The sequence below is a fragment of the Aliiglaciecola lipolytica genome (assembly GCF_018860635.1).
Taxonomy (GTDB): domain Bacteria; phylum Pseudomonadota; class Gammaproteobacteria; order Enterobacterales; family Alteromonadaceae; genus Aliiglaciecola; species Aliiglaciecola lipolytica_A.
Window position 1 is genome coordinate 90,684 of sequence record NZ_JAHKPT010000030.1, and the last position, 26,109, is coordinate 116,792.

18 protein-coding genes and 1 pseudogene are annotated in these 26,109 nt (G+C 41.8%); 9 read left to right on the plus strand and 10 right to left on the minus strand.

Translation table 11 applies throughout. The annotated features are described in order from the left end of the window. Window positions 1-201: 201 nt before the first annotated feature. Window positions 202-1,479, minus strand: coding sequence for a YjiH family protein (locus KO530_RS16715; protein WP_216049598.1), 1,278 nt, complete (start codon window positions 1,477-1,479; stop codon window positions 202-204). Window positions 1,480-2,086: 607 nt separating this feature from the next. Here KO530_RS16715 and KO530_RS16720 point away from each other — a divergent pair. After that, entirely contained in the window at window positions 2,087-3,940 is a 1,854-nt protein-coding gene (locus KO530_RS16720) for an acyl-CoA synthetase (RefSeq protein WP_216049599.1), read from the plus strand. 138 nt (window positions 3,941-4,078) lie between these two features. Here the strand turns inward: KO530_RS16720 and KO530_RS22020 are convergent. The 6 genes and pseudogenes from KO530_RS22020 to KO530_RS16745 all read right to left on the minus strand — a co-directional run. Next, a pseudogene (locus tag KO530_RS22020) lies at window positions 4,079-4,189 on the minus strand (short chain dehydrogenase); the annotation flags it as partial. A gap of 889 nt (window positions 4,190-5,078) precedes the next feature. After that, window positions 5,079-6,536 (minus strand): flavodoxin domain-containing protein, encoded by a 1,458-nt coding sequence (locus KO530_RS16725; protein ID WP_216049600.1) that lies wholly within the window; start codon window positions 6,534-6,536, stop codon window positions 5,079-5,081. A gap of 20 nt (window positions 6,537-6,556) precedes the next feature. Continuing rightward, window positions 6,557-7,390 carry a DUF4198 domain-containing protein gene (locus KO530_RS16730; protein WP_216049601.1) on the minus strand — a complete coding sequence of 278 codons (834 nt, stop codon included), beginning with the start codon at window positions 7,388-7,390 and terminating at the stop codon, window positions 6,557-6,559. Between the two features lie 21 nt (window positions 7,391-7,411). After that, window positions 7,412-7,942, minus strand: a complete 531-nt coding sequence (locus KO530_RS16735; RefSeq protein WP_216049602.1) for a DUF2271 domain-containing protein — start codon at window positions 7,940-7,942, stop codon at window positions 7,412-7,414. Window positions 7,943-7,954: 12 nt separating this feature from the next. Then, window positions 7,955-8,554, minus strand: coding sequence for a PepSY-associated TM helix domain-containing protein (locus tag KO530_RS16740; protein ID WP_216049603.1), 600 nt, complete (start codon window positions 8,552-8,554; stop codon window positions 7,955-7,957). A 329-nt stretch (window positions 8,555-8,883) separates the two neighbouring features. Next, complete coding sequence (locus tag KO530_RS16745; RefSeq protein WP_216049604.1) at window positions 8,884-9,906, minus strand: phosphorylase family protein; 1,023 nt, start codon at window positions 9,904-9,906, stop codon at window positions 8,884-8,886. A 97-nt stretch (window positions 9,907-10,003) separates the two neighbouring features. Here KO530_RS16745 and KO530_RS16750 point away from each other — a divergent pair, with 97 nt between their 5' ends. The 6 genes from KO530_RS16750 (at window position 10,004) to KO530_RS16775 (ending at window position 17,464) form a co-directional block, all read left to right on the plus strand. Then, window positions 10,004-10,144: a hypothetical protein gene (locus KO530_RS16750; RefSeq protein ID WP_216049605.1), complete on the plus strand. Its 141-nt coding sequence runs from the start codon at window positions 10,004-10,006 to the stop codon at window positions 10,142-10,144. Window positions 10,145-10,206: 62 nt separating this feature from the next. Next, window positions 10,207-10,935 (plus strand): hypothetical protein, encoded by a 729-nt coding sequence (locus tag KO530_RS16755; RefSeq protein ID WP_216049606.1) that lies wholly within the window; start codon window positions 10,207-10,209, stop codon window positions 10,933-10,935. Window positions 10,936-11,418: 483 nt separating this feature from the next. Next, window positions 11,419-12,252, plus strand: coding sequence for a nitrate- and nitrite sensing domain-containing protein (locus KO530_RS16760; protein WP_216049607.1), 834 nt, complete (start codon window positions 11,419-11,421; stop codon window positions 12,250-12,252). A 7-nt stretch (window positions 12,253-12,259) separates the two neighbouring features. Continuing rightward, the gene (locus KO530_RS16765; RefSeq protein WP_216049608.1) at window positions 12,260-12,664 is read left to right on the plus strand and encodes a DUF2845 domain-containing protein; all 405 of its coding nucleotides are present in this window, start codon (window positions 12,260-12,262) and stop codon (window positions 12,662-12,664) included. Window positions 12,665-13,117: 453 nt separating this feature from the next. Then, complete coding sequence (locus KO530_RS16770) at window positions 13,118-16,456, plus strand: MHYT domain-containing protein (RefSeq protein WP_216049609.1); 3,339 nt, start codon at window positions 13,118-13,120, stop codon at window positions 16,454-16,456. Between the two features lie 15 nt (window positions 16,457-16,471). Continuing rightward, on the plus strand, window positions 16,472-17,464 hold the full coding sequence (locus tag KO530_RS16775) for a response regulator (RefSeq protein ID WP_216049610.1): 993 nt from the start codon (window positions 16,472-16,474) through the stop codon (window positions 17,462-17,464). 80 nt (window positions 17,465-17,544) lie between these two features. Here the strand turns inward: KO530_RS16775 and KO530_RS16780 are convergent, their stop codons facing one another. Further along, on the minus strand, window positions 17,545-18,438 hold the full coding sequence (locus KO530_RS16780; RefSeq protein WP_216049611.1) for an alpha/beta fold hydrolase: 894 nt from the start codon (window positions 18,436-18,438) through the stop codon (window positions 17,545-17,547). A gap of 373 nt (window positions 18,439-18,811) precedes the next feature. On the opposite strand from KO530_RS16780, the gene KO530_RS16785 reads away from it, so the two are divergent. Then, complete coding sequence (locus KO530_RS16785) at window positions 18,812-20,116, plus strand: methyl-accepting chemotaxis protein (protein WP_216049612.1); 1,305 nt, start codon at window positions 18,812-18,814, stop codon at window positions 20,114-20,116. A 69-nt stretch (window positions 20,117-20,185) separates the two neighbouring features. On the opposite strand, the gene KO530_RS16790 is transcribed toward KO530_RS16785, so the two are convergent. Both KO530_RS16790 and KO530_RS16795 read right to left on the minus strand, forming a co-directional pair. Beyond that, on the minus strand, window positions 20,186-22,048 hold the full coding sequence (locus KO530_RS16790; protein WP_216049613.1) for a glycoside hydrolase family 3 protein: 1,863 nt from the start codon (window positions 22,046-22,048) through the stop codon (window positions 20,186-20,188). Then, a complete protein-coding gene (locus tag KO530_RS16795) occupies window positions 22,041-24,293 on the minus strand; it encodes a glycoside hydrolase family 3 N-terminal domain-containing protein (RefSeq protein ID WP_252729339.1) in 2,253 nt (750 codons plus the stop codon). The genes KO530_RS16790 and KO530_RS16795 overlap by 8 nt, the downstream gene beginning before the upstream one ends. A 348-nt stretch (window positions 24,294-24,641) precedes the next feature. On the opposite strand from KO530_RS16795, the gene KO530_RS16800 reads away from it, so the two are divergent. Continuing rightward, window positions 24,642-26,102, plus strand: coding sequence for an MFS transporter (locus KO530_RS16800; protein WP_216049614.1), 1,461 nt, complete (start codon window positions 24,642-24,644; stop codon window positions 26,100-26,102). The last annotated feature ends 7 nt before the right edge of the window (window positions 26,103-26,109 follow it).

Consider the following 26,109-nt stretch of genomic DNA (forward strand, 5'->3'; position numbering starts at 1 on the left):
CCTAAGCTCTTTGCAGTCTGCAATTTTATGTACTTAGATTTTATACACATTAGGTAGGGCTGTGACTAGGAACCGGCACAGCCAAACACAATCAAAATTCGACAATGTGATGCCTGATGCCTACTCCAGCTTAAAAACTGACTCGCGACCAGAGCAATCTGCGCTGGTTACTCATCTTGTTTATTGAAATAAACGCAGTCTTTAAAAAATTATATGCCCAGCTAAAGCAATAATAGGCAAAGTAACAATAGTGCGCAGGATGAAAATAACGAATAGTTCGCCAAAATTAACTGGGATTTTACTGCCTATTAGCAGGGCACCCACTTCACTCATATAAATCAGCTGACAAACCGACAATGTCGCAATAACAAATCGGGTGAGATCAGATTCAATTGAACTGGCTAAAATTGATGGAATAAACATGTCGGCAAATCCCACCACTATTGTTTTAGACGCTTCAGTGGCTTCTGGTATCTGTAAAAGTTCGAGAAAGGGAATGAATGGCATGCCTAAGTAACTAAAAATAGACGAGTGCTCTGCTAGTATCAGAGCAATAGTGCCTATGGCCATTACCACTGGGATAACGCCGAATATCATATCGACAACATTTTTGATGCCTTCTATAAATACATATTTAAAACCGCCCGCTTGAGATGCTCGAGTAAGCGCTTGTTCAATACCCCATGAAAAAACATGGTGTTCTTTAGGCACAGTTTCATCATCCGCATGTCTTGGTGATTGATCAATGTAATGGTCTTTTTTCCAAGATAACGGGGGTAATTTGGGGACAATAATGGCGGCAACGATACCTGCAAAACTAATGGTAAGGTAAAAAGGAATAAATAAATGTTCTAATTTTACCTGAGTAATCACCACTAGACTAAATGTGATAGAAACCGCCGAAAAAGTAGTGCCGATGACTGCGGCTTCGCGCTCGGTATAAAACCGTGACTCATATTGCTTTGTGGTCATTAAAATCCCCACACTGCCATCACCTAACCAAGAGGCCATACAGTCAATAGCGCTTCGCCCTGGTAGGTTAAATATCGGGCGCATAATTTTGGTCATCAACGTGCCGCAAAATTCGAGTAGCCCGAAATTAAGCAATAATGGCAGTAACATACCGGCGAATAAGAATACTGAAAACAACACAGGAATTAAATCATTGAGTACCAAGCCACCTGTATCACTAGAGGTAATGATGGTGGGCCCTACTTGAAGGTAGGTTAACAGAATAAATACAGCGCCGAGCACTCGCATGAGTAACCAAAAAGGTGTGACCGTCAGCAGGGTATTAAAAAATGCACTTTGTTGCACGGCTCTAGGTTTACACAAGGAAACAACACTTGATGCTATGGCCATGAAAATCACGATAATCGTCATCACAAGTTGAATGTTCTTGCCCATTTCGGCTTGTAATGCTTTGGAGGCGACTGCAATGGGAATAGTAATGGCACCATCAATACTAATGGGTGTCATAAACAGTAGTAATCCAATGAGGGAAGGGAGGATAAAAGTCAGTAGTGTCTTTAGACTGTGTTGTTTATTCAATTTTATTACACCGGAATATTTAAGGTGGAAATCACCCTTTTTTCAAAGGCGATTAAACCTGCTTTATTGTGACAATTATGTCTCAGCAATGTTGTTTGGGAGGCAAGGTTAACCGCTTATTTGGGCTATGTAAAATGTTAACTTATGCATTCGCAGACGCATGTGGATAATGCATAAAAATAGTCTGATTAGTAAAAACCTAGTGCTTAGCAATGGTAGCTATAGCTGAATAACGTAGATTAAAGGTTCCTGTTCATTTAACAATCTGAATCGGCTAAGTCGCTTTGGTTTATTCAAACCCAGTAGCGGCTACAGAAGCGTTGTCCTGAATATAGCTATTATCCCTCGCTACTTTCGATTTGAACGGTCACCGGGGATTCAGCATTGCTTTGCACAATAGCAGGGGAGGCACTTGCTTTGCGTGCCAAATTATGTGAAAACATGAAGGGTAAATATGGAAAATATGAGGCAAGATACATATTCATTTTAGGGAAATGAATTTTTATTTGCCCTGTACTTACTAGAGGAGAACCCGATGACGGATTGGCTTGAGTCACCCCTATTGACATTATCAGACGTGGAAAGATTTGAGACTGAAATGCCGCTTCTAGATCGTCTTGCCGGAGACAGTGTGTACGATGTCTTCGTCCAAGCAGCTGAGCGCCATGCTAATCGAACCGCATTGACGATGCTGATGACCGGAGATGACGACGAACAGCCTCGCCGAGTCAGTTACGCCGAGTTACTGGAACTTGTTCATCAGACGGCTAACCTTTTCACGAGTCTTGGTGGCGAGCGGCCCGGAGTCGCGTTCATGTTGCCGACGCTTATCGAGACCCACGCCGTTCTGTGGGGCGCGGAAACTGCAGGTTACGCGGTTCCGATCAATTTCCTACTTCAACCGGAGCACATCCGCGGTCTGATTGAAGCCTCTGGGGCGAAAATTCTGGTCACGTTCGGGCCACATCCGCAGCTCGATATCTGGGAAAAGTCACTCGAGTTGAAACAACAGATGCCTGATCTGATCGTTGTGCGCGTCGCTCCGCCAAGCACTCCGGCTGTTGATGGCGTGATTGATTTCTACGCCGCGATTGCGGCTCAACCGACCGATAGATTGACTTTCGAAAAACCTGGCAGCGGTACTGACGTTGCTGCGTACTTCCATACTGGAGGCACAACAGGCGTGCCAAAACTTGCTGCCCACACCCACGTGGGCCAGCTCACAGCCGCATATGGCTGTGCCGCATTAATGAACCTCGAGTCTGCTGACGTTGTGACCGGCACGCTTCCAATGTTTCATGTCGCGGGCACGATCCTAATCGGTATCAGCACATTCATCGCTGGAACAGAGGTAGTTATCATGTCGCCATCTGGACTGCGCAATCCTGCGATGGTCAATAATTTTTGGCGGATCTGTGAACGTTATGGTGTCACGGTCGCTGGTGGCGTGCCGACGTCAATCGGTGCGATCATCCAAGTTCCTGTCGATGGGGCAGACATCAGCTCAATACGAAGCGGACTCACCGGAGCCTCATCGCTTCCTGTTTCTGTGCGCGAAAAGTTTGAGTCGATCACCGGCATACAACTCAAGGAGATCCTAGGCATGACCGAGGCATCAGGTCTCATCTCTTGCAATCCGTTCAAGGGCCAAGGCGGTGCCGGTTCGGTGGGATTGCGTCTGCCGTACACTAAAGTAACCGTTCGCCGCCTCGAAGACGATGGTTCACTTGGTGCGGAATGCGAAGTCGGTGAAATCGGCGTGCTGACCATTGCTGGGCCAACGGTCTCACCGGGCTACCGGAACGCCGAACAAAACGAAGGGACCATAGTCGACGGTGTACTCAACAGTGGTGACCTCGCCTACACTGACGCTCAAAGCAGGATTTACATTGCGGGACGGTCGAAGGATCTGATTATTCGCAGTGGACACAACATCGATCCGCTGATGATCGAAAATACCCTTCAGCGCCACCCAGCGGTGGCGGTCGCGGCGGCAGTGGGGATGCCAGACGTATACGCCGGCGAACTGCCGACCTGTTACGTGCAACTTCTCCCGAACATGACTGCCACCGAAGACGAACTCAGAGCGTTTGCCCAAACCGAGATCAGCGAACGGCCCGCATGGCCCAAACATATTCATATTGTTGACTCAATCCCAGTCACGGCGGTTGGAAAGATCTTTAAACCAACGCTTCGTCGCGACGCGGTCAAGCGCGCCGTCGAATCTATCCTCACCCAGAATAAACTCACTGGTGACGTCAATGTTACCGTCGGTGGTCCACGAGGAATGCGAGTCGAGGTTAAACTGTTTGGCGCTCAGCAAAGCGACGCTACACGACTTCAGGATCTGTTGGATGCCTATTTGTTTGAAGCGACGGTTACCAGCTAGGCATTGGCAGTGAATGTAAGTCGCAGAAAAGACCGGCAACTGTTACACAGGGGGCGTAGATAGCGGTGATTAGAATGTAGAATAAAAGCAGCCTTTAAAAGGCTGCTTGATTTGCAAAAAATTTCCAATTAGTTACCCATCAAAATGTCCCACTTTTGTATATAAATCTTTGATTGATTGCTCATTGGTTATATCTACAATATGGTCAACATTTCCTGAGCGACCTGCGGCTGTTACAGGATTTTGGTTTGTAACACTCCAGTCCGGCCATTTAGGCTTGTGAACCTAAATGCTCCTTGTATCGATACACGGGGGGTATTGCTTCTAAATTTGACTCAGATATCACAACGTTTTATGGTCAAACAAAACATATGTTGACCTTCAATGTTGAGTAAAATTAACACCCTAAACAGCGGAAAGCGCGAGCGCATTTGGGCCAAGCCCCGCGAGTACTTTCCCGATGCTTTTGCTTGATATATGGTAAAGTTAACTAACCCTTGTATATTTATATTCGCATGAAACTACTGCTGCACACAAACCGCTTAAACTAAGGCAAATTAAACCAGAAATAAAACTAGTAAAGCTTAGCGACCAAACAACTTCACGATACCCTAGAGTAGACATTGAAACTATTGGGCTATTGGGGTCTCCTGCAATAGTTTGGGGACCTGCAAATATACTTAAAATGAGAAGCCCTAAGGTTGCAACAATTGCTAGGTAACCAATTGCCCCTATAAGCCGCGACGCCAATAACAGTGTAAATAGGTTCTCGGTTTTAATATTTGAATATGGGTATAATTTCATTTAAATCCTTTTGGATTCCACTATAGCTCTCGACTTTATCGGCGTTATAACACTATTAATAAGCCGCAAATGCGCGTGTTTAAACTCGGGCCTTGTATGTGTATAAATTTTACCTATTTTAATCATAGAGTATAACTTTTTTCAATATATAGGCTTTTTCAGATACCTACTTTTTTCTCTTTAAAAATTCGGCAATTATCCGTGGGCTTGCATATGTCTGGTATTGGACGCTAAGATTTTAAACAATCACAGCAAGCGATGGTGCAGTGACATTGATTTAGTGAAGTTTGAATGTTTGAATGTTTGCTTGGGGCAAGATCCCGATCGTCGCTGGTTAATACAAGTCTCGTCGATATCGTCCGTTTGCTAACAATGCTGATGTATTTTCCTGCCCTAGATACTCGGTTAACACTTGATGAACGCCGTCACCCATTCCGGCTTTATTACCACAGACGTATATGTCTGCTCCTTTATGTACCATGGTTTTCAGTTTTTCTGAATTGATATGAATAATATCTTGCACGTAGGCTGGCTCTTGAGGGGCTCTTGAGTACGCAAAATGTAAATCAGTAATCAAACCACTTTGTTGCCAACTCTCCAATTCACCCTTGAGCATATTGTCGTTTTGTGGGTCGCGTTCGCCATAAATCAGCCATACCGGCCCAGTTTTTCTTTCAATCGCTCGTTGTGCGAGTTGCGCACGTAAGCCCGCTAATCCGCTGCCTGCGCCGATCAAGATTAATGGACGTATTGCACTTTTAATGTGACAGCGACTATTCGCGCGAATAGTTCCTTTGGAAATATCGCCAATTTTACTGAATTGAGTAAGCCAACCGGAGCCGATTCCAGGTTTACCATCAGGGGAGGTCTGTAGTCTGACAATTAATTTAAGTACGTTTTCATGGTGTGCAGAAGCGACTGAGTATTCTCTATTTGGCAGAGGGACTAATGAGCTTAACCAAATCGCTGGGGGAGTATGCTTAGAAGTAAAACGCTTTGGCAATACAACAGTGCTTAAGTGTTGTTTTAGCGGTTGACTCAGGCCATTTTTAGTTACCAGCATACGACCATCTAGCTGATGTTTGTTTAACCAATTCTCAATATTTTTTGCATCATTGCGTGGCTGAATAGAAATCACATCACCAGCTTGCCAACTAGGAAGTTCAGATTTCACGCTAAAAGTCAGTAAATACAAAGGCGGATTATCACTTTTAGGATTGAGACATTGGCGATCGATGAGTTGCCAATCGCAGAAATGATCCGCTGCCTGTTCAGTTTCAGTTAGCGGCATATTTTGACTATCAAGTTCAATCACTTCAGCTTTAGATTTAGCGCCCAAATTGGCTAAACCGCTATGCAAATTGTGACCAAATGCACAAAAGTGTTCATATGTGCTATCGCCTAGAGCTGTGACTGAATATTGCAAATGTGACAAATCAATAGCTGACTTTTTGGATAGTATATCTTGATAAAAACGCTGACCATTATCTGGTGGCTCGCCGTTTCCGTAGGTGCTGACCACAAAATGGGCCTGTTTAGTGGCCTGCAAGGTTTGTTTGTTAACTTGGTCAAGAGGCAGTAAATTGACTGCCTCTTGCGTGCCGAGTTGTTGGGCTTTTTTAGTTGCTAATGCTGCAGCCGAACCACTTTGACTGGCATAGGCAATTAACGTTGAAGCGGCTAAATTAATTTTAGGTTGCGTGCGCTTGTGGCGCACATACAACCCGATACACCAAAATAACCACGCTAAGGTTAAAAAAAACGCCAGACTAATTCGCACTGTTTCGTTCAAAAGATATCTTCCGAGTTTGGTTACATTGGTAACACTTCAAGTGTTGCTGCGTAACTTCCTGTGCGCTTAGTTGCTGGCGCTGAAACCTGATCATCTTCATATTCAGCTTCTAAAAAGTAACGTCCAGCAGTTGGCCAAGTTACTACAAATTGACCTTTATCGTTGGTGGTTAGTTTAATTTCGTTTTGTTGATTACGGTAACGAACTCCATCAGGAATGATTTCAATAGTGGCACCTTTTGCGGGTTTGCCATCAATTAAAAGTGTAAATGTAGCGGCCTCACCGGCATATAAATCATTTGGGTGAGTCAGCGGGACCATTTCTAATCCTTGATTGGTAGGGGCAAAAACGTCGTCGCTTGGTGCACCTAAGGTTACAAAGGTTTCAACCCGACGATAACTGCGGCTAACTCGTAATTTTTTTGCGTCCTTAGGAACAGCTGTGGCGAATTCAGAATCCTGAGCTGTTTGTCCACGTCTTGGCCACATTTTACGTTTACCATCTTCGTCTTCCCACATAGCACGTAAACCGCCGCTGCTGGTGGCTAGCTTGTATGTGCCTTCTTGATTCAATTGAATATCAAAGGTACTGCGATATTGACCTTTTGCCGCATTTAGAAGTTCTACGGCGTTACCTTGAGGTCCATATGCCTTCACGCCGGCTAGATTCATGGCTACGTGATCAGGAAAAAATAATGTATTGGAAATTGCTGCGTCAAAGGTCACATAAGGCGCATCGCCTGACAATACTGTCGAACTAGGCAACATCCATGCTCTATGCGCTTGGGCTTGCATCGCGACTGAAGCAGTTAGCATGCCCGCAGCTAAAAGTTTTAATAAATGTGTGGTTTTCATGTAATTTACTCCAGTAAATGGTTAATCGTTAGTCTGTAAATTCAAGCTAATATTACCCAGCTCTGATTTACCGCTTTTATAAATAGGTAAAGTAGAAGTATCTAGCGGTAACGTCAGTGGTATCTCTATCAACTCTCTGCCACCGACTTCTCGTGCCGCTTCAATGCGTAATTTATAATCCCCAGGCTCTAGCCCTTTCAATTCATCTTTATCTAGGTCGATACTAATTTGATAACTTCCTGGGCCTCTTGTGGCCGACGTTAGGCCATCGTAGGGTAAATTCAAGCTGCGCCCCCCTCTGCGCCACCATTGGCGCATGTCTTTCAACCATTCCTGACCTTCATTGTCTGCCATCTTAACGTCATACCATACTGCGATTTGGGTAGATTTTCGGGCCTTGTTTTCCAACCAAACGGCGACGTAAGGACTATGATATTCAGCTACATTTAACTGCGGGATATCGATCTCAAGTGCTAACTTCTGACTATTCGCATAACTAGAAAACATGCTTAAAGTAGCGCTTATAATTAATAACTTTTTGGGTATGAACATATAGTTACTCTTTTAGTGAATAAACAGCAGCATAAGCACTAGCGGGATTAACACTCCTAAAGCCGCTAATGGCGCTGTTGACTGCCTATGGGAAGATTGACGCCACAACAAAATTAAGCCAGTGCCACTAAAAATAATGCAACCACCGGCAAAGATATCGATAAACCAACGCCAAACCGTGCCGCTGTCGCGGCCTTTATGTAAATCATTGAAGTATGCTAACCATCCTCTGTCCGTATCTTCGTAAACAAATTCCCCAGTTTCGGCATCGAGGGCCAACCAAGCGTCGCCCCCAGGACGGGGCAATGGCAAATAAAATTCTGTGCCATCCCATTCGCTGCTGTAGTGACTTGGCAGAACAATTTGATGATTCGAATAGAGCCAGTCTTCGATTTCAACAGATAGCTTTTGCGGTTGTTCACTTGCACTTAACCACTGCTGCATAATGACATCTGGCACCTGTTCTTCTACGCTATTAAATGTAGGTTGGGCTGGTATGTCAGCTGCATGGTTAAGGGTAATGCCAGTTACTGCGAAAAGTAGCATACCCGCCATACATACAGAGGCGCTAATCCAATGCCACTGCCTAACTGTACCCAATGAAAATCCCATTGCCCTACCTTATGTCTAATATTGTTATGCTAATTTACTTATAAACTTAATGGCACCGTCTGAAACATCAATGCCATTTAACAATGCTGGCAACCTCGATTTTTGTTGATTTGCGAGGGCTAAAATTTATCGCCGAAATACTACATAAAATTAACCGTAATGTAAATATGAATGCGAACCATTCTCAATAGAGGGTGTGAAGAGGGGGGAAATTGCGTGTTACTGGATAATTTAATTAGGTTTTTTGCGGCTTTAAACAAAAAAGACCTTTTAACTAAAAGGTCTCTTAAACTATAAATGCTATTTAAGTTGGATTGTGTAAATTGGCTTTATTGAGATTGAGAAGGAAGTTCAGATTGAAATTTGACAATTTGATCTAACAACCCAATCAGCAACTGAGCTCCGGTTCCTGATGCAATTCCATCAAATACATTTTCGACATTTTTACCTTGCTGACCACCTGCTAAATCACTCACTGAGCGTATTACAATCCAATCTACGTCATTTACAAAACACACTTGCCCAACTGCAGCTGATTCCATTTCTGCCACTTGCGCATCATAGACCCGTTGTAGCCAATTTCGATATTCGGCATTATCTAAAAACACTGAGCCGGTAACTCCATTACCACCTACCTTTATATTGATAGGGTGTCCAGAAGGCATTTTTATATCGTCCATTGAAGACAGGGCTTTGTGGGTTAAATCTAATAGTTCTGGGGTGACGGTGAAATAGGGCATCTGTCGCGGTTCTGACCAGCCTTGTTTAATCACTGACATTTCTTCAGGATGAATAAAACCAATATTTTCATATGCAGGCGCATTAGGATCATTCTGTTCACGTTCCTCGTAGCGTTTTAGCGCATGTTCATAATAATCTGGCAGTATATAACCCCCTTTATTATCTGCTTGTGGATTAGCGTAAACGGATTCATCATGAAAGTACCAACGTTCAGGAATGGCGATGTCACCGGGTTGAAAAGCCGGGTTCACGCCACCTGCTATTCCCATCATTACAACTCTATCAATTGGAAAGTAGTCTAATGCCATTTGCATCGTCATTGCTGCGTTAGGCACGCTAATGCCGGTGGTAAAGATCACAATAGGCTCACCTTTAAAGTGTCCTAACTGATATTTAACGCCTTTTATGGTCAATGTTTGCTCAATCTGGGCATCAGGTATTTTCGAAAAAGCCGCGTCGATAGCTTGGATCTCTGGTGAATATGCTGCGACTATTGCGGTCCATTTTTCGCCATCTGGAAACTCTCTAGGACCATATTTTTCTGCGCTTTGCGGTGAAGCAAAACAATTAACAGTGAAGATAACAATAAACAAGGTAGAAATTTTGAACATTTTTGGGATCCTGTGAAGGTTTGAACACGTCTAATCGCTAGCAGGTTGCTCGATTTGAATTTGAAACAGTGTCTGACGAGATTAATAGATCAATCAAGTGAAGTCTTTGAAGGATATGGAGCAACAACAGGACATCATTAAAAACGTCAGAAACAAAGTAAGTGCAGCTCAAAAAGCAAAAAGTACACCAAATTTAGAGTTTAAAATTTATGTTGAAAATATTTCCCAAATTGAGTGAGTTATGAGCATTAAAATAGTATCTCTGCTAAAATCGTATTGGTTCAAGTGAATTGGTAAATTATGAAATTACTATTGATTTTAATTTTTATATCGGTTGCATTCCCTGTGAAATCGAAAGATTACACTGTCAATATTTTGGATTTATTTAAAGACGATATTGAAGCGACGCATCTTACTCAATATTACACCGATATTTATCAGGCAGTGGATATCACGCCTTCGTTTACATTTTATCCGTCAAAACGAGGATTGAAGATGGTCAACGAAGGAATTTTAGATGCTGAAGGGTTTCGGCTTGATGTGGTAGGGGAGCACTTTAGTCAATTAATTAAAATCGATGAGTCTATCGGACATTTGCAGATTGGATTTTTTTGTTTAAATAAAAATGATTGTATAGTTGATGAATCTTCTATCGTCGGCGTTTTATCTAGTTTCCGCGGTGCAGTAGACTTTTGTGCTGAAAATAGCATTGAGTGCCATTTTATTGAAAACATTAATTCAATAGCAAAAAAATTGGATACCGGACTGTTGGATGCAATTTTTGCCACCGATATAGAAGCGCAAAAAATACTATGTGCATCTAGCTATGATTCGTTTCAATTTTTACCCAGCCAAGTATCTAAACTGCCACTTTATCATTATGTCAATAAGCGACATTTAAGCTTGAAACAAGGGTTGGAAAAATCCATACGTGAGGCAAAAAACAATGGCAAGCTTGCCATTCAATTTTCCAATCATACACTTACTAATCTAAGTTGCGAAAAGACTGTAACCTTCATCACTCCCTAATCTTTAGAGTATATTGGAATTGGGATTTGCTGTCTTTTTTTCGATACACGGCCAATATCTGAAACACTGCCAAATGTCAGTAAACTATGATTCTGAAAAGCTAAAAGGGAAATAGGGTGCACCAAAATGGGGCGATGGAGCTGGCAGTGTGCAATAAATATTGTTCGTCTTAGCCGATTCTCATATTAAAAAGTAAAAAATAGCCTGATATTTGTCAACAGATTGTTAGTTGTCTATTTAAAGTGGTTTTGCTTATTATCAATCAATGTCTTCCCGCATTTATATATCGCAGTGGCTTAATAATTGCTTTGTTAACAGTAATGTTGATTTTAAGCGCTTAAACAAATTCACAGTTCTAATTTATAGGTGATAAGGCCCGTCGACTTTTTATTCATTGGTTAAAAAGTGTTGATTAGTTATAAGCAATTTAGATTACAAAGCGATTAGCTTATTTTTCGTTCTGTTACCCAATTTAGGATATACATGTTAGAAACTTTTACCATCATATTAACCGTTTTAATATTCGCTTTGGTTTTCGTTAGAGCTTATACGAGAATTACGGACCGTATTAGGTTGATCCGCGCTCTGGATGTGATTACCCAACTCCGCAGTTTAATCGGCAACTTGCAGCGTCACCGAGGACTCAGTGTCGGCTATTTAAATGGTAATCTGCGAGTCGAGCCATTAATTATTGAGTTGCGCCAAAAAATTGATCTAGGGATAGTAAATTTAGACAAAGATGACGTATTTAACAAACAGTCTCGCTGGCTGAGTTTTATTGACCATTGGCCACGTCTTGAAAAAAATGGTTTTTCGTTAACTATCGCAGAGAGTTTTACGCAACATACTAGTTTGATAGAAAACCTCTTAAGGTTAATGGAAGTTGCTGCTGATGATTGGAAAAAGACGCACAAGTTACCCAGAGAAATTTTAGACCTGCAATGTATTTGGAAAGAGTTACCTATGGCTGTCGAGTTTATCGGTCAGGCAAGATCAATAGGAATCGCCGTTGCCTCCTCAGGTGAGATAACCAATATGGACAAAAACAAGCTGAAATATCTTGAACAGAAAATTCAAGAATACTCGATGACTTCTTTTAGCCTATTGGCCGGCCTTTCAAATGAGGAGAGCAAACGTTTAATCGTTGAAGCCAGAAACGCGTGTAAAATATTGACTGAGACTATTAAACAGGAACTCATCCAACCTACAGATATTAATATTGATGGCGACAGCTATTTCACTATGGCCAGCAATACAATGGAATCAATGAACAGCCTTCTAGATAACGAAATTAAGCGAATTAAAGCTTACACCTAAAATAGTCATGGTAGTAAAAGCCCCATTTCCCTCGTTGATTTTCCCCACTGACTTGCTAAAGTCAGTGGGGTTGCAGTTTATAAAGTTAATTCATGGAGAAGCAATGGTGTTTGGATTTCGCAATAAATTAGGTTTCGGACTGTTGATCTGCGCCAGCATTTTGAGCCATTCTGTTTATGCTGATACGTTGCGTTGTGGCTCAAAGTTAATTAAAACCGGTGACACTACCTTGGATGTAATTTTAACCTGTGGCGAACCTAGTTTTAAAGAAGACTTAACTACCCAGCAGAAAAAACACCGTGGCGTTAAACTAGAGCGCTATCTTTACAAGCAACCAAAAGGTCAATTTCATAAGATTTTGGAATTTCGAGACGGAGTGCTTATTAAAATAGAGAATGGCCCAAGAAGTTAAGTTGCTCGTCTTATTCCCCTTCAAAACCTCGTTCTGCTGTATATAAGTCGCTAAATAAACGCGTTTCAGCTGTTGCTAAACAACCTTTTTACTCTTGTTTTCGGTCTCATAAATTTGCTTATGGCTATTATTGTTACCTTTTAACTAGGCGTGCCGAGACGAACCTTAGTTTATGTTGTAGAGTTGTAGTTCAAGAGTTGTTAATTGACCGCATTTAGGGTTCATTGCTACTATGCAAAACAACAGATTAAAATGATTGTTTTTGATAAAAGTAATCGCTAAAAGATCAACTAAACTTCACATACTTTGCCCTTTAGACGTTTATTCCTGTCTCGGTTAAGCTAACGATTTTAGTTTAAATATTAAACGCGTGTTAGGCTGAGAATTCCTTCCATGAAAACAAAAGTAATCTTTAACAATGGCAAAATGCTGTAAGGACAAGGCTCCGCTTGAATGAATAACAATATTAAAAATGTTTTTGAAGCAGTACCAAATAATTTGTTAGTCATCGGAGAATATAATTTCTGGTTGGTTGCCCTGTCGGTATTTATTGCAATGTTTGCTTCTTTCATGGCATTTCAAGTGGGGTACCAAGCCGCTAATTCGTTATCGCCTAAACGGCGACAATTAGCATTGATGGTTAGTAGCATCGCCTTGGGAGGTGGTGTTTGGTCGATGCATTTTATTGGTATGTTGGCATTTGATTTATGTACTGATGTCAATTATGGCATGTCGTTAACACTGATTTCATTGATACCTGCGATCGCTGCGTCTTGGGTCGCTCAAAACCTTCTTATGCAAGAGAACATAAGTCGAGCGCAATTGATATTAGGCGGGATTTTGGTAGGGTCAGGCATAGGCTCTATGCATTATATTGGAATGGCGGCTATGGAAATGGCGCCATTACTTCGTTATGACTTACCAATGTTTATGCTATCTATTTTAGTCGCAGTTGGCTTAGCTTTTGTCGCACTTTATTTTCGTTTTGGCTTAGATAAGTTTACCCAAATTAAGTTAAGTGAATTTTCTAAGATGTGCATAGCCAGTGTGGTAATGGGGATCGCTATATCCGCTATGCATTATACCGGCATGGCCGCAGCCCGTTTTGTGCTACCTGAAGGAATGGAGTTATCACAGCAATCTGAACACATTTCACTTTTCCTCGCACTTACTATCGCGTTTATTACAGTTGTTATTATCGCGCTGGTAATTGCGCTGAATTTCGTTTTCAAATATAAAGATATTTCAGCTCGTTCGTTACAGAATGAAAAGCGCCTAGTAGCAACTATGGATACCGCCGTAGATGGAATCATCACTATCGATGAATGGGGCAAAGTAATCAGTGTAAATCGTTCAGTCGAGAGCTTATTGGGTTGGTCGGCAGAGGATTTAATTGGTAAAAACGTCAACAAAGTTGTTCCCGCTCCACATCATGACCAACATGATAGCTACATCAGTAATTATTTGCGCACCAGAGAAGCTAAAATTATTGGTGCAAGCAGAGACGTTGAGGCTCTTACTAAGCAAGGGCAAACTATTCCCGTCAGATTATATATAGGTCACGTTGAAATTGAAAACCAACACCTATTTGTTGCGTTTTTACGTGATTTACGTGGAAGACTAAAACTACAATCTGAGATACGCGAAAACGAAACGCGTTTTCGTTCGCTGTTGAGTAACCTACCAGGCATAGCTTATCGTTGTTTAAATCAAGCAGAATGGCCATTTTTATTTATCAGTGATGAAGTGGAGAATATCCTCGGCTACCCTGCAAAAGACTTTATTTTACCCAAAGGGCAACGTCGTTTTGCGGATTTTATTCACCCTGATGATAACGAACATATTATGGAAACCGATTTTGATAACCCTGATGGGTTTGTGATTGATTATCGAGTTATTGATAGGTTTGGTGAGACGAAATGGATGCTGGGCTATGGTCGCGCGATTAGCAGCGAAGATGGCAGTGAAAATTATCTTGATGGGTTTATTATGGATATCACCCAACGCAAATCTATCGAGCAAGAGTTGGTGCAGGCTAAGAACAAAGCCGAACAAGCAGCCTCTGCTCGTGCTGCTTTCCTAGCGAATATGAGTCATGAAATTCGCACTCCCATGAATGCTGTTGTTGGCTTTAGCGATATTCTGCTTGATAGTGAACTATCTTCAACCCAGAAAAAGCATGTCACTACGATTAATCAATCCGCTAAATCTTTGATGCATATTCTGAATGATATTTTGGATAGCGCTAAGTTAGATAAAGGCAAGTTTCAATTAGAATATCGCGATTTTTCTATCGTCGAAGAAATTGATGCCGTGGTATCAACTTTATGGCTACAAGCCCAGCGAAAAGGGGTCTCTATCGATCTTGAAATCGCCACTGATATCACCGGTAACTATAATGGTGTGCCTGATCGAATTCGCCAAATTCTAACCAATATAGTCGGCAATGCGGTCAAGTTTACCCACAAGGGTAGCGTCACTATTATGTTGTCAAAACATACTGATGAGATGGTCAAATTTGAAATAAAAGATACCGGTATTGGTATGTCAGAAAAACAATTGCAAAACGTTTTTGAAGCCTTTGAGCAAGCTGACGAATCAATGAGTCGACGCTTTGGTGGCACAGGTCTTGGCACGACTATCAGTAAACAGTTGGTTGAGCTGATGGGGGGAAGTATTTCCGCTACGAGTCAATTGAATATTGGCTCCGTATTTACCTTCACGCTGCCACTTAAGAAAGTCGACGGTAAAAGCCAAAAAGCCGCAAAACTATTGCCAACCAAACTGCCCAAGTTACGCATTTTAGTGGTTGATGATCTGCAACAGAACATTGATTTACTAACGATTTTGTTAACTCGTGCTGAGCATACTGTTATTACCGCTCGCGACGGGGAACAAGCCCTGATTCGGATGCGAAATGACAAACCTGACGTGGTACTGATGGATATTCAAATGCCAGTGATGGACGGGCTAAGCGCGGCACAAAAACGCAGGGAGCAAGAACAGCTAGAAAAATTACGGCATATTCCCATTGTTGCGCTAACGGCCAGTGTGCTAGAAAAAGATCGTCTGTCTGCTTTAGAAGCGGGAATGGAGGGGTTTGCTAACAAACCTGTTAACTTTGAACTGCTTACTTTTGAAATTGCTAAAGTATTGAAGTTACATCGAGATGTCGATGACACTATTTCTGTCGAACAACAGTTGGACCACTTATTATCAATAGATATTGATAAAGGCACGAAATTATGGGGCTCTAAAACCACGTTATTTCAACAAGTCAGTGAGTTTATTCGCGACTGTGAAGCCAAATTAGAACAATTAACGTTTTTTATTGAAATCGCAGAATGGTCTGAACTTGAACAAAGCGTTCATGCATTGAAAGGAGTTGCAGGCAACTTATCATTAGCTAAATTTGCGGGGATTGCGTCTGAGCTGGAAAATAATATCGAAAAAGCCGACGCTACAAACTTGCTTAAAATGGTTCAATCTATGATGGATGAGCTGCATAAAATTGCAAAAATTATCGGTATGCGAAATCAACAGATGAACCAAGGTTTGGTTGAAGAAGATGAATTCTTGAGTAATGACGCTTTGTTACTAGTATTAGATCAATTAGTTGAGATTGTCAGAAAAAATGAGTTTGATGAATTACTAATTGATAAATTGTCGTCACAGAATAAGCATCCATTGTTTGCAAAAATGGTTGAAATTGTCGAAGTCTTAAATGATTTCGAATTCGAAAAAGCAATTAATTTAATTGAACAAATGCAAAGTGAATTGCGCGTCAGTTAGAGATGGGAATAGACTATGTATACAGCAGTTAATCGACAAAAACTTCTGGTGGTAGATGATGAACCCGCTAACCTGAGGATACTGAATCAAATCTTAAGAGAGTCTTATTCTCTAACCTTTGCGAAAAGCGGATTTGAAGCACTTGATCTGGTCGAAAAAGTTAAACCCGATTTAATCTTGTTAGACGTTATGATGCCAGGAATGACTGGATATGAAGTATGCACCGCGCTTAAATCCAACGATTTAACCAAACATCTTCCAGTCATTTTTATTACTGCGTTAGTGGATGCTACAGACGAAGCTAAAGGGTTTGAAGTGGGCGCGGTAGATTACATATCCAAGCCTATTTCCCCAGCTGTAGTAAAAGCCCGTGTCGCTACTCATTTATCTTTAGTCGATGCAGAGGAGTTGCGTCGCACACGTTTGCAAGTTATCCAACGCTTGGGTCGAGCATCAGAATATAAAGACAACGAAACCGGAATGCACGTAGTTCGCATGAGTCATTATTCTAGATTATTAGCTCTGGCTTATGGATTTTCTGAGAGTGCGGCAGATGACTTATTTCACGCTGCGCCTATGCATGATATCGGAAAAATAGGTATCCCAGATAGAATAATGCTCAAACCGGCACGGCTTACTGTTGAAGAATTCGAGATAATGAAAAAGCACCCAGAAATTGGCGCTGAGATTTTAGGTGAATCGGATTCAGAACTCATCGATTTAGCAAAAGTCGTCTCTTTGACTCATCACGAAAAATGGGATGGTAGCGGCTACCCTAAAGGGTTGTCTGGAGAAGATATACCTATTCATGGTCGTATTGTCGCATTAGCCGATGTTTTCGATGCGCTCACTAGCAAACGTCCATACAAAGAAGCTTGGACAATTGAAAAGACCATGGAGTTTTTGCAAGAACAAAAGGGTAAACATTTTGATCCCAAAATCGTTGAGCTATTTCAGCAAAATTTAGACAAAATGTTGGACGTGAAAAACCGTTTTCAAGAAGACTAGTTTTAAACAACCAAATAGCCATTAGAACCTGCTGCGCAAAGGTTAATCTAGGTTGTCTTAAAGACGCGATAAGCTATTAATCAATGATGTTCCCTAGCGTGCTGAATAATTTCACTGGCAATGCTGGGAATCAGCTGCACTGGTAGGTCATGTCCCATTCCAGGGTAAATTTTCAGTTTACTATTTGGGATTGATTCAGCTGTCGCCCTTCCGCCCGCCACATGCACTAATTTATCACTGTCACCGTGGATTACTAAACTTGGCGTGGTTATTTTGGAAAGTGCTGGCTCTCTATTTTCAGCGGCTAAAATAGCCAAAAATTGTCTCGCCGCCCCTCTGGAAGGTATGCCTCGTTGTAGCATGCTCTGGACGTAATTTTGTAGATATGGACTAGCGGCCGGATAGTCGGGACTTTCTATGGCGCGCCACTTTGATACATGGTGGTTTAGCACATCTTCGAACTGGCGTGACTTGGGTTTACTGATTAAAAGCGGCCTAATTGATCTATGCACAGTTGGTAACTCTGGGTTTCCAGTGGTGGACATAATCGAGGTTAATGTTTTAATTTGCTGAGGATGATGAATCGCTAACAATTGCGCGATCATCCCCCCCATTGACGCGCCAACTACATGCACCTTGGGAAGGTAAAGTTCATCGATTAATGCACTAACATCTTTTGCCATATCATGCAGCTGGTATGGGACCTTGAGAGACCGCCCCATTTTGTATTTAAACAACGTCCAAACTAAATTAGGCAAACCTAAGTGATTTAAGTTTTCAGAGCGACCAATATCACGATTATCTAACAATAATACTTGGAAGTTAGCGGCTACCAAAAGATTGATTAGTTCTATTGGCCAGCCGGTTAACGGAGTGCTTAAACCATGAATGAGTAAGATGGTAGGATTTGATGGTATTCCATGTAGCTGATAGGCAATATTTACACCGTTAACCTTGACTAACTTCTCTTGCATTGATTACTCCCAATATATTGTAATTCTTTAATAAAAGAATTTTTACCCACAAGAATTTTATGGGGAAAAATTAAACCCAACTGTCGGTAGTAATACTTACCATGATGATTTTTAACGTTTTATTCTAGCAATTAGCATACTGTTTGAATTGTTTTGTTTGGCTTTTATGTTAGTTTATTTTTAATAATAAAAATAAACAGCATCACTAAAGCGTATTTACTCGGGGCTGGGTTGATTAAACAGTGTTATAAAATCTAATTGAGCAAAATTATTCGAGCTTTAGCTGAAAATACATGTCGCCTCATTGAGGCCGCAAAACACTGTCATATTCGCACTACACCGTCATATTGACGGTTCAAATTGAGAAGTTGTAATGTTTAACCGTGACCTAAAACAAAAAATAGTTACCTTAGAAAACTCCTTGAGCGAACAGGTTTCATTAGTCAATTCAATCCAAAATCATGTTGCTTATATTGAATTTACTCCCGATGGAACGGTTTTGATGGCCAACTCGTTATTTCTTTCCGTAGTTCAATTTAACAATGATGAAATTGTAGGACGACATCATCGTATGTTCTGCGACAATGAGTATGTTAATTCTAGAGGATATTATGAGTTTTGGCAGAAGCTGCAATCAGGCGAAAGTTTTTCAGGGACGTTTCCAAGGCTAAATAAACATGGCCAACAATTATGGTTAGATGCAACGTATTTTCCGATTGTTCATGCCGGTAAAGTGACTAAAATAGTTAAAATTGCGACGGATGTGACCCAACAATATACCGCGTTACAGACTCAACTTGCGATAAGTAAAGCCCTAGATTTGTCAATGGCGGTCATAGAGTTTACTCCTCAAGGGAATATTTTGTATGCCAATCAAAACTTTTTACAAACCATGGACTGCACGCTAGAAGATATACAAGGAGAACATCACAGAATCTTTTGTTCAGATAAGTTTTATCAAGACAACCCGACTTTTTGGGATGATTTAGAAAGTGGCAAGCTAACCTCTGGAATGTTTGTCAGGAAATCGTTTAGTGGTCAAGAAATATGGTTAGAAGCCACTTATAACCCGATAAAGTCAGAGACCGGGGAAGTTATTAAAGTCATTAAGTTTGCTGCAGATATTTCCGACCGGGTGAAACAAAACTTAGCTGTGTCTGAAGCAGCAGAAGTGGCTTACTCTACTGCAGTTGAAACTGCTCAAATTGCTATGCAAGGTTCAGAAACGTTAAAAAATGCCGTTCTTAATTCCAGCGCAATAGAGCAAGAAGTTATAGAGTCTGTAAAGTTAATTGAAAGCTTGGGCAATCAGTCAAATTTGATTGGTAGTATTGTCTCGACAATAAGCTCTATCGCCGATCAAACTAACTTGTTAGCACTGAATGCCGCAATTGAAGCAGCAAGGGCTGGGGATACAGGGCGAGGTTTTGCGGTTGTCGCGGATGAAGTTCGTCAACTGGCTGCTCGCACAAGTAATTCTACCAATGAAATTGGCGATGTGGTGCGTTTGAATCAAGAATTGACGGATGAGGTTACTCGTCATATCAATTCCGTTTCTGATACCGCAAAAAAAGGCACAGACTTATTACAAGCAGTTGAAACGGCCATTCATGAAATTAAAGAGGGCGCTGAAAATGTATCTCGTTCTGTCGCAGGGTTATCTGACAATACTCAATAGTTTTACTCAGAAAATTGTAAAACTGGAATGTCATGTATTGCCTCTAAAATCGCAAAATGAGACATAACTCTAGCTTGCTGTTTTTAGTGGGGTGGGGGTTCCATAGGTCAAACCATAACCGATGGGGAATTTTATTTGGTAGCTGACATTGTTTGCGTCTGTGGCATCCAGAGAATTTTCAGGCCAGCTGAAACTCAGTTGCCCTGAGAAGGAGGCATCACCAAATATAACATCTGCGATACCTGCGCCTTCTGATCCCGGCAGCCAAGCTGCTACAAAGGCCGCAGATTGGTCCAACTCAGGATTAATTAGCAATGGCCTACCGGAAACCAACAAAGTCACTACGGGTATTCCTTTGTTAACTAACAAATCAATAGTTTTCATCGCCAGAGGGTCAATCATGCTTAACGCTAAAGAATTACCTGATGCCGACTGGATTTGTAGTTTTCCATTTATTTGTTTACCTGACTCGAACATCACATTGTCACTATAACGAATGTCGCCTAGTCCTTCTGCATAAGGCCGCTCGCCTACAATCACTATTGCGACATCAAAATCTTGCTGTTTGACTGCGGCTATTTTTGACTCGGGTATCAATTCAGCGTTAGCGTTGAGTGCTTTGATCCCCTGCCAGATTGAGGTTGCAGCTGGAAATTCTTGATTACCATCAATGCCTTGCCAAGAAAGTGTAAAACCACCGCATTGATGACCTATATTGTCTGCATTGGTTCCTGTTACCAACACCCTTGCTTGTTTGCTAATTGGTAAGATGGCGTGTTGATTCTTTAGTAACACCAATGATTTTTGAACCGCTTCACGGGCAATATCACGATGCAGTTTTGAACCAAAATTAGCATCTTTTGCCAATGCACGCTTTGATGGTTGAGGTTTATCAAATAACCCGGCAGCCATTTTGACTGATAAAATTCTTCGTACAGCGTCATTTATACGTTCAATAGAAACTGTTCCTAATTCCACATGGGCGCTTAAATGTTCAATAAACTCTTTCCAATTATCAGGCACCATGAACATGTCTATCCCTGCATTGACCCCTTGCGCTACCGCCAAATAAAAGTCTGCAGCAAGATCATCGATTCCCTGCATATCGGAAATTAGAAATCCTGGAAATTGCATTTTTTGTTTTAAAACACTGGTGAGTAGATGGCCATGGCCGTGACACTTGTCACCATTCCAACTGCTAAAAGAGACCATAATAGACAGTGCGCCAGCTTCAATTGCTTGGTAGTAGGGGCGGATGTGAATTCGTTCTAAATCTTGCCAATCGAGTAATGTATCGCCCTGATCGATTCCATGCTTAGTGCCGCCATCACCGATCCAGTGTTTAGCGCAAGCTAGCACTCCATAATGGGTTAAGTCGGTTTGTAGGCCTGTGATCATTGCGCTGGCAAATTGACAGACTAAATTAGTATCCTCGGAAAAACTTTCATAGGTTCGCCCCCAATGATAGTCCTGAGCAACGGCTAAATTAGGTGAAAAAACCCAATCGACACCCACTGCGCAAACTTCTTTGGCAGTTACCCTTGCGATGTTTTCAATAAGCTCAAAGTCTGCACTTGCCCCTAAGCCAATATTGTGTGGGAAAATGACCGCATCTTTAACGTTGTTGTTACCGTGTATCCCATCGACACCATAAATAATCGGGATAGCTAAGTGGTTTTCATCGGCTTTCATTGACGCCAGCCAATAGGCGTCGGTCATATCCAACCAGTCTTGTAATTCGTTGTTACTTGGAGCTGAACCTGCTGCACTTAAAACTGAACCAATATGATATTGATATATCTCCTCTGCAGAGCAAGTAGAGCGCTCTGTTTGAGTCATTTGACCGATCTTTTGCGGCAATGTCATCGACGATAGAAGTGTCTCCACATGGTCAATTATTTGCTGATTAAATCCGCTATTTAGTTTAACCATTGGTTAATACAAACTCCGTTATTAGGCTCGCTTTGGCGCTACCTGAAATCCATAATTTAAATTTACCAGCTTCAATATTCAATTGCATGTGACGATCATAGAATGCCAACTCAGATTGTTCCAGTGTAAAAACAACATCGACTTTTTGACCAGAGGGAATAAAAACACGTTTAAACTGTTTGAGCTCTTTTACTGGGCGGGTGACACTGCCAACTAAATCTCGAATATACACTTGTACAATTTCTTCTGCAGCATAGCGTCCGGCATTTTTGATGGTCACTTTGGCCTTGATTTGTTCGCCAGATGAGAAGGACTTTTTGTTCAAAGTTAAATTCGTATATTCAAAATAGCCATAGGATAACCCGAAACCAAACTCAAAAAGAGGTGAGAAATGGGTATCCAAATGCGTTGCTGCCATACCCAATGAGGTTTGTGGGGAGCGCTCAGGAACATCATTCATGTGAATGCATTGTTCTTCGGTAGCCGGTTTACCGCTATGCTTTTGGTTGTAATAAATTGGAATTTGCCCCACTTTTCGGGGAAATGAGACTGTTAATTTTCCCGATGGCGATGACTTTCCTAATAGTAAATCGGAAATAGCAGGTCCTCCCATAGTGCCTGGGTGCCAGGCATAAAGAATACTATCGACCTTATCCAAAATGGGTTCTATGGTGAGTGGTCTTCCTGCCATAATTACCAGTACTATAGGTTTACCAGTAGCGGCGATTTTCTCGATTAACCACTGCTGTTGTCCCGGTAAATCAAGCTCAGCGCGGCAATGGGCTTCGCCAGATAAAATGGATTCCTCCCCCAAACATAAAACCACAACATCTGACTTTTTGGCTATCTCGATGGCGTCGAAAGCTAAATCAGTATTGTGAGTTCGGGTATTTTGTAATCCTTTGGCGTAATTTAGCGTTACCTGTTCACCCAAGGCATCGTTAAGGGCCTGTCTAAGGGTAATACTATGTTCTTCTTCACCATCAAAAATCCAAGTGCCTAGTTGCTCGTAACCGTCATCTGCCAAAGGTCCAATTAAGCCAATACTGGTTAATTTTTTACAGTTTAGCGGTAACCTTTGGTTATTGTTTTGCAGTAGTACGCAGCTTTTTAGCGCTAATTGTTTGGCTATTTCTAAGTCGTTATTGTCGTAATACAAGGGGCCTTGTTGATGGGCTCTGCGCTTTTCGTGTGCCTCATAGTCAAGATCGAATAGGCCTAACTTTTCTTTTAAATGAAGTATTCTGAGTACCCGCTGATCAATTTCTTGTTCACTCACCTTGTTGTTTTCAAGCAAGCTCGAAAGATTTTCACGATAGGTAGTGCTGACCATTTCCATGTCAATACCCGCGTCAAATGCTGTGAAGGCGGACTCTTCAGCGTTTTCGGTCAAACCATGAATTTGTAATTGTGCTATGGATTCCCAATCACTCACTACAAAGCCTTGATAATGCCACTCTTTACGTAATATTGAGTCCATTAGCCATTTATTACCACTGGCAGGTAAACCGTCTAAATCACTGAAAGACGACATAAAGGTGGCAACACCTGCATCGGCGGCGGCTTTAAAGGGCGGGAAATAAATATTACGTAGCTCATTTTGTGGAATATTGGTGGTGCAATAATCTCGACCACTTTCCGAAGCTCCGTAGCCTACAAAGTGTTTCGCACAGGCGGCAATGGCTGTTGAACTCTGCAAGTTATCGCCCTGAAAACCTTCCACCATGGCCACTCCCATTATCGAAGATAACACAGGATCTTCACCAAAACTTTCAGCTATACGTCCCCAGCGAGGATCGCGACTAATATCTATCATCGGAGCGAACGTCCAATTAATCCCCACATTTGAGGCTTCTTTGCCGGCAATTTGTGCGGCTTTTTTTACTAATTCTGGATCCCAACTTGCTGCTTGGCCCAGCGGAATTGGGAATATTGTTTTGAAGCCATGGATCACGTCTCTGCCGACTAACAGCGGAATCCCTAATCGACTTTCTGTTGTGGCAATACGTTGCAGTTTCGACAGTGTCTTCGCACAGACTTCATTAATGACTGAGCCCACAAGCCCGTCTCTGACATCTTGTTCAAGTTGTACACTGTCGTTGCCCATTACTTGGCTAAGCTGTCCAATCTTCTCATCTATATGCATTTTTGAGAGAAGGTGAGTGATTCTGTCAGAGTAACTAACAGCTACACAGGTCGATGATGAAGGTTGGTCAGTTGAAAGCATAGATTTGCCTGATTCCATAAAGAAAAACTCTTCGCTAAGACGACAACGTCTTGTGAAGAGCATTTGTTAACGTTTTTATCATTAACCTTAACTCCCTTATACAACAATTCAAATTAAACAAGCCAAAGTGGACTAGCCGAGAGTTAAGGCGGTCGGTTGCTACTCTTCCTTCTGAATAGCCCTTTACACAAAGTTCCTTGCTTAATCACTTTGCCCGTTTGACCGCTTCGACGTGTGTATTGCCACAACTTAACGTTTTTCGTTTGTCTGGCGCTCGATAAAATGTAATTTTATTGTTAACTAGTTTTATGCTGCCCGTTAATTCGAGCGCTCAACCTTAACCTGATACACACCGGAATCATTTCAATGACCAAGAGTAATGTCGCGACTTCTGCCCAAAGCGCTATTCAGGTAACAGCAAATCGAGACAAAATTCCCTTATTGCGCAAGTTCATTTATGGCCTAGGCGCACTAGTTAATAACCTGCTCGGTGCGGCAATTGGCGGAATGGTTATTGTCCTAAATTTAGGTTTAGCCATGAATCCGGCGTTGGTTGGTTTGGTAAGTGCGTTACCGCGGCTAACAGATGCGTTAACTGATCCATTGATGGGATATATCAGTGATAACACCAAAACTAAGTGGGGACGCAGGCGGCCCTATATATTTTGTGGGGCTATCGCGGCTGGGATTATTTATGCATTGATTTGGCAATTGCCTAGAGAACAAAGTGAAATGTTCTATTTCTGGTTTTTTCTCATCGGTTCTTTGTTTTTTTATTTGGCCTACACGGTATTTGCAACGCCTTACATCGCTTTAGGTTATGAATTAACCCCTGACTATCATGAACGCACCCGCTTAATGGCAGTGCAAAACTTCATGGGCCAAATGGCATATCTCATGGCTCCGTGGTTTTTGTGGTTCATGCAAAACGATAAGTTGTTCGATGACATGATTCAAGGCGCGGGGTGGCTGGCTATTATTATTGGTTCCTTTACGATTTTTGTGGGTATTTTGCCTGCGATATTCTTAAAAGAACCTAATTTGGCGATTTTGGATAAACCCGCTCAAACCGACACTGAAATTCTCAGTCCTGGTATTAAGGGGTTTTTCCAAGGGTTTGGCGAGGCCTTGAAAAATAAACCTTTTCTGTGCCTATGTGGCGCTACTTTCTTGGTCTTTAATGGCTTTATGATGGTTTCTTCGTTCCAGTTTTACGTGATTATTTATTATGTTTTTGCTGGTGATACTAACCTCGGTTCAGAGTACGCTGGTTGGGCGGGCACTCTTTCTGCAATCTCTACTTTTTGTGTCATATTCATCACCGCAAAACTCTCTACTTTATATGGCAAGCGTAAAGCGTTTTTCATTGCCATTGGATTTTCCATCGTTGGTTACGGATTAAAGTGGTTCTGTTATACACCTGAAAACCCTTGGTTGATTCTTATTCCGGTGCCTTTTATTTCATTTGGCTTAGGAGGTTTATTCACACTTATGGGCTCGATGATTGCTGATGTATGTGATTTTGATGAACTAAAGACATTTGCCCGTCGCGAGGGGATGTTCGGTTCGATTTATTGGTGGGTGGTTAAATTGGGCATGGCCGTGGCGCTAGCTGCTGGTGGTTTTATTCTGATTGCTACGGGGTTTGATGTTGAACTTGGCGGAGAACAATCGCACACGACTATCACCTTGATGCGTTTGGCTGATGCGGGCATCCCAATTGTATGTTCGCTGATTGCAATAGGGTTAATCCTGATTTATCCAATCACGGAAACCACAGCTAGACAAGTTCGCGACCAGTTAGAAGCACGTAGAGGTAAAGTATAGACTTTTC

Coding starts and splice junctions, on each gene's coding strand:
- KO530_RS16795 (WP_252729339.1), bottom strand. CDS start 24,293: ATGGAATCAGGCAAATCTATGCTTTCAACTGACCAACCTTCATCATCG.
- KO530_RS16740 (WP_216049603.1), bottom strand. CDS start 8,554: ATGGGATTTTCATTGGGTACAGTTAGGCAGTGGCATTGGATTAGCGCC.
- KO530_RS16790 (WP_216049613.1), bottom strand. CDS start 22,048: ATGGTTAAACTAAATAGCGGATTTAATCAGCAAATAATTGACCATGTG.
- KO530_RS16760 (WP_216049607.1), top strand. CDS start 11,419: ATGTTAGAAACTTTTACCATCATATTAACCGTTTTAATATTCGCTTTG.
- KO530_RS16785 (WP_216049612.1), top strand. CDS start 18,812: ATGTTTAACCGTGACCTAAAACAAAAAATAGTTACCTTAGAAAACTCC.
- KO530_RS16715 (WP_216049598.1), bottom strand. CDS start 1,479: ATGACACCCATTAGTATTGATGGTGCCATTACTATTCCCATTGCAGTC.
- KO530_RS16775 (WP_216049610.1), top strand. CDS start 16,472: ATGTATACAGCAGTTAATCGACAAAAACTTCTGGTGGTAGATGATGAA.
- KO530_RS16730 (WP_216049601.1), bottom strand. CDS start 7,390: ATGAAAACCACACATTTATTAAAACTTTTAGCTGCGGGCATGCTAACT.
- KO530_RS16765 (WP_216049608.1), top strand. CDS start 12,260: ATGGTAGTAAAAGCCCCATTTCCCTCGTTGATTTTCCCCACTGACTTG.
- KO530_RS16755 (WP_216049606.1), top strand. CDS start 10,207: ATGAAATTACTATTGATTTTAATTTTTATATCGGTTGCATTCCCTGTG.
- KO530_RS16770 (WP_216049609.1), top strand. CDS start 13,118: ATGAATAACAATATTAAAAATGTTTTTGAAGCAGTACCAAATAATTTG.
- KO530_RS16745 (WP_216049604.1), bottom strand. CDS start 9,906: ATGTTCAAAATTTCTACCTTGTTTATTGTTATCTTCACTGTTAATTGT.
- KO530_RS16780 (WP_216049611.1), bottom strand. CDS start 18,438: ATGCAAGAGAAGTTAGTCAAGGTTAACGGTGTAAATATTGCCTATCAG.
- KO530_RS16720 (WP_216049599.1), top strand. CDS start 2,087: ATGACGGATTGGCTTGAGTCACCCCTATTGACATTATCAGACGTGGAA.
- KO530_RS16800 (WP_216049614.1), top strand. CDS start 24,642: ATGACCAAGAGTAATGTCGCGACTTCTGCCCAAAGCGCTATTCAGGTA.
- KO530_RS16735 (WP_216049602.1), bottom strand. CDS start 7,942: ATGTTCATACCCAAAAAGTTATTAATTATAAGCGCTACTTTAAGCATG.